We start from the raw sequence: 12,132 nt of genomic DNA on the forward strand, positions 1-12,132 counted from the left end.
ACCGGCCCCGCCACCGGTGGCGGGGTCCTCGGCCGGGTCCTGGGTGGGGCGTGCGTCCGGGTCCTCGTCCGGGTCGTGGCCGTCGGGCACGGGCGGCCGGTCGTCGAGAGCCACGCGCACCACCCCGTCCACCCCGTCACCAATGTCGAACAGGTGTTCGACTGAAGGGAACGGTAGCCGTAGGGTCCGACAACGACCCACGCACCGCGAGAGCTGTGGACGACCGCGCAGCCGTCGGGTCTGTGGACGCCGGGCAGGGCTGGCCGTGCTCGCCGGCGGGAGCGACGACCCTCGCTCCGCCGTCGCGGTCACCGTCGTCGGGCGTCGGGCGTCGGGCGTCGGGCGTCAGGCGTCGACCGGCTCGCCCTCCTGCCGCTCCCGCGACGGCGGGACGAAGCGGTACCCGACGTTCCGCACGGTGCCGATGAGCTGCTCGTGGTCGGTGCCGAGCTTGGCCCGCAGCCGCCGCACGTGGACGTCCACCGTGCGGGTGCCGCCGAAGTAGTCGTACCCCCACACCTCCTGCAGGAGCTGCGCGCGGGTGAACACCCGTCCCGGGTGCTGGGCGAGGTGCTTGAGGAGCTCGAACTCCTTGTACGTGAGGTCGAGCACGCGGCCGCGCACCCGTGCCGTGTACGTCGACTCCTCGATCACGACGTCGCCGGCGCGGATCTCGTCCACGTCCTCGCCGTCGTCGCCCGCCAGCCGGGCGCGCCCGACGGCCAGGCGCAGGCGCGCCTCCACCTCGGCCGGCCCGGCGGAGTCGAGCAGCACGTCGTCGGCGCCCCAGTCCGCGGCCACCGCGGCGAGCCCGCCCTCGGTGAGCACCAGGACGAGCGGGCAGGCGATCCCCGTCGTCCGCAGCAGCCGCGTGAGGGAGCGCGCGGCCGCGAGCTCGCGGCGTCCGTCCACGAGGACGGCGTCGGCGGTCGGGGCGTCCACGAGGACGGCCGGCTCCGCGGGCAGGACCCGGACGTGGTGGGCGAGCAGGCCCAGGGCGGGGAGGACCTCCGAGGACGGCGCCAGCGCGTTGGTGAGCAGGAGGAGCTGCACCGGGGCCACCTCCTCCGAGACCGTCCGGACCGCCCGCCCGGGCGGGACGACGGCGTGGACCGCGCGTCCGGGTCGGCGGCCGGCCGGGCGCCGCGACCACGGCGGGTCCTCGGCGTCCGAGGATAGAGGGGCCCGGCAGCCCCGCGGCGAGCGGCGGACGCGCCCTCGCCGGCCGCCCCGGGAGGGGCCGGGGCACCGGGAGAACCGGACGGGTGGACGGGAGACTCCCGGCCGGGGGACTCGCGCGTGCCAGGATGACGTGCGTGAGGAGGCGACCGCGGTGAGCCGGGTCGTGCCCGCCGCCTCCGGGACGGTCGCCTGCGTCCTCCTCGCCGCCGCGGCCCTCGGGTCGCCCCTGCTGCTCGCGCCCGTCGTGGCCCTGCTCGGCCTCCTGCTCGCGTGGGGCTGGCCCCGCCTGCTCGCGGTGCCCTCGCCGACGGGGGCCGGCGTCGTCGTCGCGCTGGCCGCTCTCGCCGCCGTCGCCGTCGTGGTCGCCGTCCACGTGACGAGCGACGTCGGCCCGGCCCTGGCCGCGGCTCCGGACGCCGCCGGGGCGGGGGTCCTGGTCGTGCTGGGGCTGTCCGTCGTCGCCGCCTTCGTGCACCAGGTCCTGCGCACGGACGGACGCCCCCGCCTCGCCGAGTCCGTGGCCTCGACCGTGGCCGGCGCGGCCCTCGCGGCGCTCGCGTCGGGGTGGGTCTCGGCGGCGGTGGTGCGGCCCGGGGCCGTGCTCGTGGGGGCGACCGCCGCGGCCGCGGCGCTGGTCGTCTCGGCGCTGCCGTGGCCGCAGCGGCTCACGGGAGCCGTCGGCCTCGTGGCCGCCGCCGCGGCCGGCGCCCTCGTCGCGGGCGGTCTCGAGGACCTCTCGGCGCTCGTCGGTGCGGTCGCCGGGCTCGTCGTGGCCGGTGTCGTCGCCGTCGTCGACCGGCTGCTCGTCGCCCTGCCCCGCGCCGCGTCCCGGCGCCGGGCGGCGGTCGTCGGCGTCGCCGCCGTGTCGCTGGCCGCGGTGCCCGTGCAGCTCCTCGCCCTGGTGGTGGGACCGTGAGCCCGACGTTGACCGGCACGGCCCGCGTGCTCGCCGTCTGCGGCGACGGCACGTGCCGGGCCGCCACCGTCGAGCGCCTCCTCGTGCCCGCCCTGGGCCCCGGGGTCGAGGTCGTGGCGGCGGGCCTGCGCGCCGTCCCGGGAGCCGCGATGGCCGCCGGCGCCGTCGGTCCGGTCCTCGAGCACGGCGGCTCGGTCGAGGGGTTCAGCGCCCGCCGGGCGGAGCCGGGGGCGGTCCTCGGTGCCGACCTCGTGCTGGCCCTCACCCGCGCGCACGCGGCCGACGTGCTGCGGACCGCGCCGCGGGCGGCCCGGTGGACGTTCACCCTCCGCGAACTCGCCCGCCTCCTCGACGGCGCCAGGGTCCCCGGGCGCGACCCCGCCGCCCGCGTCCGCGCCGCGGCGGCCGCGGCCGCTCGACGGCGGGTGGACGCCGGCCCCCCGCGCCGGCCCGAGGACGACGACGTGCTCGACCCCCTGGCCGGCCCGGCGGGCGGCTTCGCCGACAGCGCCGCCGTCGTCGCCGGGGCCGTCGCGGTGCTCGGGCGCGTCCTCGGGCCCGGAGCCGACGTCGAGCGCCGGGTCCCCGGTGGCCGCGCGGGGACGTGGCGTGCGGCGCCGCCGACGGGCTGAGCCGGCGGTGGGCCCCCACGGCGCGGCCACCGCCCGGTCCGGCGCGGGGCCCCGCCACGCCGGCACCTCCCCTGCGGCGGTGCCCGCGGCCGGCTCCCCGCACCCGGAGGACGAGCCCGGGCTCCGCCGGCTGCTGGAGCGGGGACGACGCGTCTTCACCGGGGTCGTGGCCGTCCTCCTCCAGGTCGGGGTCCTGGCGGCCTTCGTCGCCGCCGCGCTCACCCCCGGACCCACGAGCCCCTCGGTCGTGCTCGCCGCCGTCGTGGTCCTCGTCTGGCTCCTGCTGACCGCCGGTCACCTGCTGGCCGGTCTGCCGGTGGCCGTGCCGCTCGTCGTCGGGGTGCTCGCCGCGCCGGCGCTGCCCCTGCTCGCCGCCGCCGGGTCGCCCGCCGAGCTCGCGGGGGTGCTGCGCGTCCTGCCGACGACCGCCTCCGCCGTGCTGTGGCTCGTGGCGGGCACGCGCGGGCGCGTCGCCGTGGTGCTCGGGCGCGCCGTCGTGGCCGGCGGCGCGACCCTGGCCGTCGCCTCCGCCAGCGCCGTCCTGGCCGGCGCCGGCGCGCTCGACGTCGTCGCGCCGGTCGTGACCGCGCTGCTCGCGGTCGGGACGCTCGTCGTCGCGGAGCAGAGCGCGGCGCGGGCCGAGCAGGCGCTCCGGGTCCGCCGGGCCGCGGCGGTGGACCTGCAGGTCGCCCGCGGTGCGGCGGCGGCCCGCCGCCGTCTCGACGCCCGGCTGCACGACGTCGTCCTCGGCGCCCTGGCGACGCTCGTGGACGCCGACGCCGGGCGCACGGCCGCCGTCCGGGAGCTGGCCGCCGAGGCGCTGGCCCTGCTCGTCGAGTCCGACCCGGCCCCGCGGCCGGAGCCCGACCGGTCGCCGGAGCCGCCGCGGGACGGGTCGCCGGGAGTCCCGCGGCCTCCGTCGCTGGAGGAGGGCCTGCGCCGGCTCGCCGCCCGCACCGCCGCCGAGGGGGTCCACGTGGAGCTGCGTCGCGCGCAGGGGTGGTCGGGCGACCGGCCCGGGCGGCCGCCGGAGCGCCACGCCGCGCCGGGCCCCGGCCCGCGGCAGGTCGAGGCCCTCCTCGGTGCCGCGGGGGAGGGGCTGCGCAACGTCGTCCGGCACGCGCGCACGGACTCCGCCGTCCTCGTGTGGTCCTGCGGCCCCGACGGCGCCTCGGTCCTCGTCGTCGACGCGGGGACGGGCTTCGACCCGGCGGACGTGCGGGACGGCTCCCTCGGGCTCGACGGGTCCGTGCGGTGGCGGCTCGCCGAGGCCGGGGGCAGCGCCCACGTCCGGTCACGGCCGGGGCGGGGCACCGTCGTGGCCCTGGCCGTCCCGGCGCCCGCACCGGGGGCGGGGACGGCCGAGGACGCGGCCGAGGCGCTCGGACGCGGGGGGTGGGCGTGAGCGCGGCGGCGGCGGTGCCCTGGTGGCGCACCGGGCTGGGGGACGCCCTGTTCGACGGGCGCCGCCTCCTGCTCGTCGTCGTCGCGCTCGTGGCGGTGCAGGGAGGGCTGCGCGTGCTGCTCGCGGCCCCCGGCACCTTCTCCTCCCGGCCCGCCGCCGCGCTCGCCCTGACGGTCCTCGTCCTCGTGGCGGGCGGGCTCGTCGCCGCGAGCGCCCGGACCCCTCGCGCCGCCGCGGGCCCCGTCGTGCTCGGCGCCGTGCTCGTCCTGCTGGCCGTCGACGTCGTCGCCGTGGTCCTCACCGCCCACGTCGACGTCTACGGCGACGGCCTCTTCACCGTGACGGGCGGCGGGCTCGCGGCGCTCGCGCTCCTGGCCGTGCGCCCCCTGGGCCCGGTCGTCGCCGCCGGCTCCCTCCACGTCCTGGTCCTGCTCGGCGGCTCGCTCCTGCACGACCCGGACGCCCCGGCGGTGGCGCTCGCCCGCGGGGCCGAGGTGGCCGCCGCGGCGGCGGCACCGGTGGCGGCCGGTGCCGCCTACCTGCACCTCGTGGCGCGCCTGACGCAGGCGCGCCGGGCCGCGGAGGCCGAGGCCGCCGCGGAGGAGGTCCGGCGCCGGGCGACGGCCGTCGCGGACGGCGAGCGCGAGGCGCGGCTCGAGGCGGCCCGCCTCGAGGTGGGGCCGCTGCTCGAGCGCGTCGTCGCGGGCGCGGGGCTCCCTCTCGGCGACGACGACGTCGAGCGCGCCACCACCGCCTCCCGCCGCCTGCGCGCGCACCTGCTCCAGGGGAGTCGCCGCACCTGGCTGGACGAGGCGCTGTCGGCCGACCCCGCGGGCGTGGGCGTGCCCGTGCCCGGCGGGCGCGGGGAGGGCGCGCCCACCCCGCCCGTCGTCGTCCGGGCGGTCTCCGGAGGGGGCGACGTCCCCGGGGTCGGTCGGTCCGGGGCGGCGGACGGGCGCGGCGGCCCGGACGGGCTGGGGCCGCGGGAGCGGGACGCGCTGCTCGCGCTGGTGCGGCTGGCGCGCTCCCACGGCGGCGAGGTGAGGGCGACCCTCCTGCCCGGCAGCGCCGTCCTCGCCGTCCGGGGGGCCGACGAGCTGCGCGAGGACCCGCTCGCCGAGGACCTGCGTGCGGCGCTCGCGGCGGGTCCCTGGATCGCGGAGGAGGACGGCCTGCTCGTGCTCGAGGTGCAGGCGCGCGACGCGGCCGAGGACGGGGGGGAGCCGCGGTGAGCGCGGCGGCGCCGGGGGGCTCGGTGCGTGCGGAGCCGGTGCGTGTCGCCGTCGTCGACGACCACCCCGTGATCCTCGACGGGGTCGCGGCGTGGTGCGCCGCCGCGGGCGACGACGTCCGCCTCGTCGGCACCCACCTCGACGTCGCGTCGCTGCGGGCAGACCCGGAGCACCCCGCCGACGTGGTCGTGCTCGACCTCCTCCTCGACGACGGCTCCTCGCCGCCGGCCACCGTGGCAGGGCTCGTCGCCGAGGGGTGCGCCGTCGTCGTGATGAGCGCGGACGCCGAGCCCGCGTCCGTGCAGCGGGCCGTCGAGGCGGGCGCCCTCGCGTACGTCCCGAAGGTGAGCGGCCGGACGGACCTGCTGGCCGCGGTCCGCGCCGCGGCACGGGGCGAGTCGCACGTGACGCCGGAGCTCGCCGAGGTGCTCGCCGGCGGCGACGGCTGGCGGCCCGCCCTCAGCCCCCAGGAGAGCCGGGCCCTCGTCCTGTTCGGCTCGGGCCTGCTGCTGCGGACGGTGGCGCGGCAGATGGGCGTCGGCGAGGCGACGGTGCGCACCTACCTGCAGCGGGCGCGCCGCAAGTACGCCGAGCGCGGCGTGCGGATCGACGGCCGGATCGACTGGTACGAGGTCGGCCAGCGCGACGGGTGGGCCGACGAGGTCGACGGTCCCGGGCCGGCCGGCCGGTCGTGACGGGCCCGGCGGACGGCGCTCCGGCGCGGCGGGGGGAACACGGCCCGGCCCGCCGGCGCTGCCCGGGCGTGAGCGACGTCACGACCGAGAGCAGGAGTGCCGTGCCCGGGAGCCCGGCGGGGACGGCGCAGGAGGGGGCGACGGAGCCGGCGGCGCCGCCGTCGCCGCTGCTGGACCTCCCCGGGGCGGTGGGGGCGGAGGGCGTGGACGCCGGCACGGCCTGGCACTACGGGGACCCGGTGCGCGAGCAGCGCCTCCTGCAGCAGGGGCTGGCGCTCGTCGACCTCTCCACCCGTGGCGTCCTGCGGGTCTCGGGTCCCGACCGGCTGACCTGGCTGCACTCGCTGACCACGCAGGCCCTCGCCGACCTCCCCCCGCGCACGAGCGCCGAGACGCTGCTGCTGAGCCCCAAGGGCCACGTCGAGCACGCCCTCCACGTCGTCGACGACGGCGAGGCGGCGTGGGTCACCGTGGAGCCCGGCGCCCAGGGACCGGTCGGCGACTTCCTCGACCGCATGCGGTTCATGCTCCGCGTCGAGGTCGAGGACGTCACCGACCGCGTCGCCGTCGTCGGCGAGCCGGTCCGGCGCGAGAGCGTGGACGGCGAGCCGCTCGCGTGGGTCGACCCGTGGCCGGCGACGGCCCCGCAGGGGACCGCCTACTCCGACGTCCCGGACGGGCAGCACCCGGGCGCCGCGCGTCCGTGGCGGGAGGTGCTGGTCCCGCGGGGGGAGCTCGTCGCCTTCACGGCCGACCGCGACCTCGCGGGCAGCTGGGCGGCCGAGGCGCTGCGCGTCGAGGCGTGGCGCCCGCGCGCCGGCGCCGAGACCGACCACCGGACGATCCCGCACGAGCTGGACTGGCTGCGGACGGCAGTCCACCTGCGCAAGGGCTGCTACCGCGGGCAGGAGACGGTCGCGCGCGTGCACAACCTCGGCAAGCCGCCGCGCCGCCTCGTCGCCCTCCACCTCGACGGCTCGGGCCACGACCTCCCCCCGGCCGGGAGCCCGGTCCACCTCCCGGGCGAGGACGGCGCCCCCGGCCGGGCGGTGGGGACGATCACGACGTCCGCCCGCCACCACGAGCTCGGCCCGGTCGCCCTCGCCGTGGTCAAGCGCTCGACGCCCGTGGACGCCGTCCTGCTCGCCGCCGTCCCGACCGGCGGTGCCGTGACCGCCGCTCAGGAGGTCGTCGTCCGGCCCTGACACCCGCCCCGGCACCTGGCCCGGCACCGGGCCCGGAGCGTCGGCACCGGCGTCCGGTCGGCCGCCGGTGCGCCCGGGGACCCGGAGGACCGGCCCCCTGCGGGCGCCGGTCGCCGTAAGGTCGGCCGGTGGTCGTCGTCGCGGTGGTGCTGGCAGCGCTCGCCGCGGCGACCCTGGCCTCGGTCCTGCGCCCCGGCCCCCTCGCGGTCGTGGCGGTCGCCGCGGCGGGGGTGGCCTGGTGGCTGGTCAACGGCCCCGTCGAGGGACCCGTCCTGCACGTCGTCAGCCCGTCCCACGGGCTCACGGTCGCCGACCTGCTCGTCCCGCCCGCGCTGGCCGTGGCGGTCGTCGCCGCCGCCCTCGCCCGTCGTCGCCGCCGCGCGGGCGACCGGTCCGGGCGGCCGCGGCGGGACGCGCGCGGGGCCGCCCCGACGGCGCCCCGGTAGCCTCGCCCCATGGACGTGGAGAACATCAACATCGGGGCGCTCGAGGCGTTCTACACCTCGCTGCTCGTCCTGTCCGCCCTGGTCATCGGGTGGTTCGCGGTCTACGTCGTCTACAAGCTCTTCACCGGCCAGCGCTGACGCAGCCGCCGGGGCCGGGCCACGCCCCCGCGGCGCCACCGGACCACCACCGACCACCGCCGACCAGCCAGGGAGGACCGCCCCGTGCCCTACGAGATCCGCGCCGACCTGCCCCCCTCGCTCGTCCCCGTCGCCTGGATGCAGGGCCGGTGGGAGGGCGCCGGCGTCGCCGGCTACCCCGACGCCCCGGAGCGTCGCTTCGGCCAGGAGCTGGTCCTCGAGCACGACGGTCGCGGCGGTCTGGTGCACCGGTCGCAGAGCTGGTTCCTGGACGAGGACGGCAGCCCGACCGAGCCCATGACCTCCGAGGTCGGGATGTGGCGCACGGGTGACGACGGCCGGGGCGGGGTCCAGGTCGAGCTGCTGCTGGCGCAGCCCGAGGGGGCGGTGGAGATCTACGTCGGCCGGGCGACCGGCACGAGGCTCGAGCTGGCGACCGACCTGGTGGCGCGCACCTCCTCCTCCACCGGGACCCACACGCGGGGCCAGCGGATCTACGGGCAGGTCGAGGGCGACCTGCTGTGGGCGCTGGACGTCGCGGCGGGCTCGGAGCCGATGCGCTCGGTCGCCTCCGCCCGGCTGAAGAAGGTCTGATGCGTCGCGTCGTCGGGCGGCTCGTGCTGCTCGGCGTCGTACTCGTGCTCGCGGCCGCCGCCTGGACGGCCTCGCGAGGCTGGGTGGCCTACTCCGCCCTGCAGGACGTCCGGGACGGCGTCCCCGCCGTGGTCGACGCCGTGACGGCGGTGGACCCCGACGCCCTGGCCCGGGCCTCGGACGACGTCCGCGAGGACGCCCGTCGTGCCCGCGACGCGACGGACGACCCGCTGTGGCGCCTCGCGTCCCGCTTCCCGCTCGGCGGGGAGAACCTCGCCGCGCTGACCACGTCGTCACGGGCCGTCGACGGGCTCGCCACCGACGGGCTGCCCGCGCTGGAGCAGGTCGTCACCGGCGTCGACGACGCCCGCGACGCCCTCACCGGCGGCGAGGGCCTGGACGTCGGCGCGCTGCGGTCGGCGTTCGACGCGCTGGGCGAGCTCCAGCAGGCGACGACGACCGCCCGCGAGCGTCTCGCCACCATCCGCGGCGAGCACCTGCTGCCGCAGGTGGAGCAGGCCCGGGACGAGCTGCGGAGCTCGCTGGACCTCGCCGGGCGGGCCGAGGACCTCCTCGCGGACATCGACGTCCCCGGGGCGGGGGCGCTGTCGGACCTGGCCTCCGGACGTCCGCCGAGCCTGGAGGACCTGCGCGACGCCGCCGGCGACCTCGTGCCGGACGACGTCGAGGACGGCCTGCGCGACCTGGGGGAGCGCCTGCCCGACGGCGTGCTCCCCGACGGCCTGCTCGACGAGGCGTTCCCGACCGGCTCGCGCTGACGGCCTCACGGCCCCCGGTCGCTCGCCACCCGGTCGCGCGCAGCTCTCAGGCGCGGCCGGTGGTGCCCGACGGGCCCGCGCCGCCGGAGCCGGCCTCCTCGGCGACCTGCTGCGCCGCCCCGGCGGCTGCCTCGACCGTGCTGCCGGCGCTGCCCGCCGCCTCGGCGGCCGCGGACCGCGCCGCCTCGGCGCGCCGCCGGGCCACGCTCGTGGTCGTGCGGGCGGAGCCCTCCCCGGTACGGGTGCGGCGTCGGGCGGTGCCCGACGTCCCGTCGCCGGCGGCGCTCGGCGAGGCCTTCGCCGTGTCCTTCGCAGAGCCCTTCGCCGTGTCCTTCCGCGTGTCCTTCCCCGGGTCCTCCGTGCCCGCGGCGCCCGTCCGGGAGCCCGTGCCGGCGCCGCCCCGGCGGGCGCTGCCCGTCCCGGAGCCCGTGCCCGCCGCGGCCTTCCTGCGCGTGCCGCCCGTGCCCGAGCCGCCCGTGCCCGAGCCGCCCGTGCCCGTGCCGCCCGTGCCCGAGCCGCCCGTGCCCGTGCCGCCCGTGCCCGAGCCGCCCGTGCCCGTGCCGCCCGTGCCCGAGCCGCCCGTGCCCGAGCCGCCGCCGGTCGCCGTCCGGCGGGTGCCCGTGCCCCGGCTCCGGGGCGACGGGGTCGCGGAGTCGTCCGTGGTCGTCGCGTCCTGCGGCGCCACGGCCTCCGCGGCCGCGGCCCGGGCCTGCCGGGTGGCCGTGCGTGCCGTGTCGGCCGCCCCGTCGCGCGCCGTCCGTGCCGCGCGGCGCCCCTGGTCCAGCGTGACGCCGGCCTGGTCGGCCACCTCCTGGACCGCGTCGCCCGCCGAGGAGTGCTCGACGACGCGGCGACCGCGCGCGGTGAGCCCGTCGACGACGCCCTGCGTCCGGCTGGCGGCCTCCAGGCCGCGGGCGACGGCCGTCGTCGGCGCCGCCTGCAGCCGGCCCACGGCCGAGCGCGCCTCGGCGACGTAGTCGCGGCCGAGCACCTCCTGGCGGCGGGTGCGGGCGCGGGCACGGGCGTCCTTGGCCTGCTCGGCGGCGACGTCGACGACGCCGACGAGCGTGTAGCCGAGGTCGGTGGCGGTCTTGCGGAGGTCGTGGGCGAGGGCCATGGCTGGCTCCTTCCGGGAGGCGGTGGCGACGGGCGGCGGGTGCGCCGGCCCGGTCAGGTCGTCGGACGGGCGGCGTCAGCGCCCTCGGGGGTCCCGTCGGCGGGGTGGGTGGCGGCGGACTCCTGCGGCGACGGCTCCGACGGCACGGTGAGCCCCGCCTCCTCGGCGACGTCCCGGGGCGAGGGCCGGCCGCCGGGCGAGCGTCGGCGCGAGCGCGCCGGTGCCCGTCGGGAAGCCGGTGCCGTGCTCCGGGGTCCCGAGCCCTCGCCCGATCCCTGCTCGCCGGACCCCTGCTCGCCGGACCCCTGCTCACCGGACCCCTGCTCGCCGGCCCCCTGCTCACCGGGGCCCTCGTCGTCGGACCCCCCGACGGCGGGCCCTGGTGCCGGGGCGGTCCGCCGGCGGCGGCGGGACGCGGTCCGTGCCGGCGCCGCGGGCTCGTCGCCGCCGTCCGCCGGCCGGGGGCCGCCGGGTGCGGTCGGGACCTCGGAGCGGGCGTTCTCGGCCCGGAAGGTGGAGTAGATCTCCAGGACGACCTGACGCTGGCGCTCCGACAGGAACGGGTCGGACAGCAGGGCCTCACGGACGTCGCCGTCGGCGCCGGGCCGCTCCTCGAGGATGCCGGCGCGGACGTAGAGCGCCTCGGCGGAGATGCGCAGCCCCCGGGCGATCTGCTGGAGCACCTCCGCGCTGGGACGGCGCAGCCCACGCTCGACCTGGCTCAGGTAGGGGTTGCTCACCCCCGCGGCGGCGGCGAGCTGCCGCAGCGACATCTGCGCCTGCTCGCGCTGCTCCCGCAGGAAGGCGCCGAGGTCCCCGACGGCGCCCACGGCGCTGCCGAGGCCGCCGGAGAGGTCGCCGACCCGGTGACCCCCCATCTTGTCGCGCACCGCGCCGACGTCCACCCCGAGCACCTTGGCCATGCCCCCATGGTGCGCCGGGGGTGCTTGCTCTGGCAAGCGGGTCGCCGCTCCGGTCGACGGTCGGGTCAGGCGGTCGTCCGGGCGTGCGCCTCCCGCCGCAGGAGCCGCAGGACCTCGAGGACCCGGGCGCGGTCGGCGCTGAGCCGCTGCTCGAGCGCCTGCAGCAGCTCGGCGTGCCCGTCGAGGTCGGCGTCGTCGAGCGAGCCCAGGTCGCTGAACCGCACGTCGGCGAAGGCCCGCTCGGCGTCCCGGTGGTAGGTCCCCGCACCGCTCGGGACGACGGGCATGTCCCGGGCGTCGACGACCTCGCGCGCCGCGTCGTCCTGGCGGCCCGGGGCGTCGCCCGGTGCCGGGCGCAGGAGGGCCTCCACGAGACCGGCGACGATCTCGTCGTCGCTGCGCTCGCCGAGCCCGGTCGTCCGCTCGGACCGCTCGCGGCGCGCCCGCTCGGACAGGAGCAGGTCGAGCCGCCCGTCGACGAGCCGGCGCGTGTACGCGAGGTCCGCCTCCTCGGCGACCGCCAGCTCGCGGCGCTCGCCCAGCTCCGCGTCCGCGAGGGAGGTGAGGTCGGCGGTGAAGGCGGGCGAGAGCACCGCGTCGATCCGGCGCGAGCCGCCCTCCCGGTAGCCGGTGGGGTCGCCCTCGGACGTGGCGTCGGACCCGCGCGCAGACCCGTCCGGGGCCTGGCCGGACGTCGTCCCCGCGTTCCCCGTGCCGCTCGTCGTGCTCACGTCGCCGCCTCCGCTGTCGCGCTGCCCTGCTGCCGGTGCCCTGCCCCCGCCGCCCTGCCCTCGGGCCCCCGGGCCGGTCCGGGGTCGTCCGGCTGCACCCCGGCCGTCGGACGCCCGGACGCGGTCAGCGTAGGCGA

At 79.8% G+C, this 12,132-nt stretch carries 14 protein-coding genes; 10 read left to right on the plus strand and 4 right to left on the minus strand.

Going from position 1 to position 12,132, the window contains the following annotated elements:
- Positions 1 to 345: 345 nt before the first annotated feature.
- Positions 346 to 1,053 carry a response regulator transcription factor gene (locus tag WDZ17_RS15815; RefSeq protein ID WP_339576144.1) on the minus strand — a complete coding sequence of 236 codons (708 nt, stop codon included), beginning with the start codon at positions 1,051 to 1,053 and terminating at the stop codon, positions 346 to 348.
- Positions 1,054 to 1,333: 280 nt separating this feature from the next.
- On the opposite strand from WDZ17_RS15815, the gene WDZ17_RS15820 reads away from it, so the two are divergent.
- The 10 genes from WDZ17_RS15820 to WDZ17_RS15865 all read left to right on the plus strand — a co-directional run bounded on the left by WDZ17_RS15820 (position 1,334) and on the right by WDZ17_RS15865 (position 9,224).
- Complete coding sequence (locus WDZ17_RS15820; RefSeq protein WP_339576145.1) at positions 1,334 to 2,098, plus strand: hypothetical protein; 765 nt, start codon at positions 1,334 to 1,336, stop codon at positions 2,096 to 2,098.
- A complete protein-coding gene (locus WDZ17_RS15825; RefSeq protein ID WP_339576146.1) occupies positions 2,095 to 2,730 on the plus strand; it encodes an arsenate reductase/protein-tyrosine-phosphatase family protein in 636 nt (211 codons plus the stop codon). The genes WDZ17_RS15820 and WDZ17_RS15825 overlap by 4 nt, the downstream gene beginning before the upstream one ends.
- A gap of 79 nt (positions 2,731 to 2,809) precedes the next feature.
- On the plus strand, positions 2,810 to 4,135 hold the full coding sequence (locus WDZ17_RS15830; protein WP_339576147.1) for a sensor histidine kinase: 1,326 nt from the start codon (positions 2,810 to 2,812) through the stop codon (positions 4,133 to 4,135).
- Positions 4,132 to 5,367, plus strand: a complete 1,236-nt coding sequence (locus tag WDZ17_RS15835; RefSeq protein WP_339576148.1) for a hypothetical protein — start codon at positions 4,132 to 4,134, stop codon at positions 5,365 to 5,367. Before WDZ17_RS15830 ends, WDZ17_RS15835 begins: the two co-directional genes overlap by 4 nt.
- Positions 5,364 to 6,062 (plus strand): response regulator, encoded by a 699-nt coding sequence (locus WDZ17_RS15840; RefSeq protein ID WP_339576149.1) that lies wholly within the window; start codon positions 5,364 to 5,366, stop codon positions 6,060 to 6,062. The genes WDZ17_RS15835 and WDZ17_RS15840 overlap by 4 nt, the downstream gene beginning before the upstream one ends.
- 101 nt (positions 6,063 to 6,163) lie before the next feature.
- Positions 6,164 to 7,267: a CAF17-like 4Fe-4S cluster assembly/insertion protein YgfZ gene (ygfZ, locus tag WDZ17_RS15845; RefSeq protein WP_422632010.1), complete on the plus strand. Its 1,104-nt coding sequence runs from the start codon at positions 6,164 to 6,166 to the stop codon at positions 7,265 to 7,267.
- 128 nt (positions 7,268 to 7,395) lie between these two features.
- Complete coding sequence (locus WDZ17_RS15850) at positions 7,396 to 7,713, plus strand: hypothetical protein (protein ID WP_339576151.1); 318 nt, start codon at positions 7,396 to 7,398, stop codon at positions 7,711 to 7,713.
- Between the two features lie 9 nt (positions 7,714 to 7,722).
- Positions 7,723 to 7,851, plus strand: coding sequence for a hypothetical protein (locus WDZ17_RS15855; protein ID WP_339576152.1), 129 nt, complete (start codon positions 7,723 to 7,725; stop codon positions 7,849 to 7,851).
- 84 nt (positions 7,852 to 7,935) lie between these two features.
- Positions 7,936 to 8,445: a nitrobindin family protein gene (locus tag WDZ17_RS15860; RefSeq protein WP_339576153.1), complete on the plus strand. Its 510-nt coding sequence runs from the start codon at positions 7,936 to 7,938 to the stop codon at positions 8,443 to 8,445.
- Positions 8,445 to 9,224, plus strand: a complete 780-nt coding sequence (locus WDZ17_RS15865) for a hypothetical protein (protein WP_339576154.1) — start codon at positions 8,445 to 8,447, stop codon at positions 9,222 to 9,224. Before WDZ17_RS15860 ends, WDZ17_RS15865 begins: the two co-directional genes overlap by 1 nt.
- A 46-nt stretch (positions 9,225 to 9,270) precedes the next feature.
- Here the strand turns inward: WDZ17_RS15865 and WDZ17_RS15870 are convergent, their stop codons facing one another.
- From WDZ17_RS15870 to WDZ17_RS15880, 3 genes are all read right to left on the minus strand, one after another.
- Entirely contained in the window at positions 9,271 to 10,341 is a 1,071-nt protein-coding gene (locus tag WDZ17_RS15870; protein ID WP_339576155.1) for a hypothetical protein, read from the minus strand.
- 53 nt (positions 10,342 to 10,394) lie between these two features.
- A complete protein-coding gene (locus WDZ17_RS15875) occupies positions 10,395 to 11,264 on the minus strand; it encodes a helix-turn-helix domain-containing protein (RefSeq protein WP_339576156.1) in 870 nt (289 codons plus the stop codon).
- 65 nt (positions 11,265 to 11,329) lie between these two features.
- The gene (locus tag WDZ17_RS15880) at positions 11,330 to 11,995 is read right to left on the minus strand and encodes an RsiG family protein (RefSeq protein WP_339576157.1); all 666 of its coding nucleotides are present in this window, start codon (positions 11,993 to 11,995) and stop codon (positions 11,330 to 11,332) included.
- Positions 11,996 to 12,132: the final 137 nt, after the last annotated feature.

It is taken from the genome of Pseudokineococcus basanitobsidens (assembly GCF_037482545.1).
Lineage (GTDB): Bacteria > Actinomycetota > Actinomycetes > Actinomycetales > Quadrisphaeraceae > Pseudokineococcus > Pseudokineococcus basanitobsidens.

Coding starts and splice junctions, on each gene's coding strand:
- WDZ17_RS15875 (WP_339576156.1), bottom strand. CDS start 11,264: ATGGCCAAGGTGCTCGGGGTGGACGTCGGCGCGGTGCGCGACAAGATG.
- WDZ17_RS15870 (WP_339576155.1), bottom strand. CDS start 10,341: ATGGCCCTCGCCCACGACCTCCGCAAGACCGCCACCGACCTCGGCTAC.
- WDZ17_RS15865 (WP_339576154.1), top strand. CDS start 8,445: ATGCGTCGCGTCGTCGGGCGGCTCGTGCTGCTCGGCGTCGTACTCGTG.
- WDZ17_RS15855 (WP_339576152.1), top strand. CDS start 7,723: ATGGACGTGGAGAACATCAACATCGGGGCGCTCGAGGCGTTCTACACC.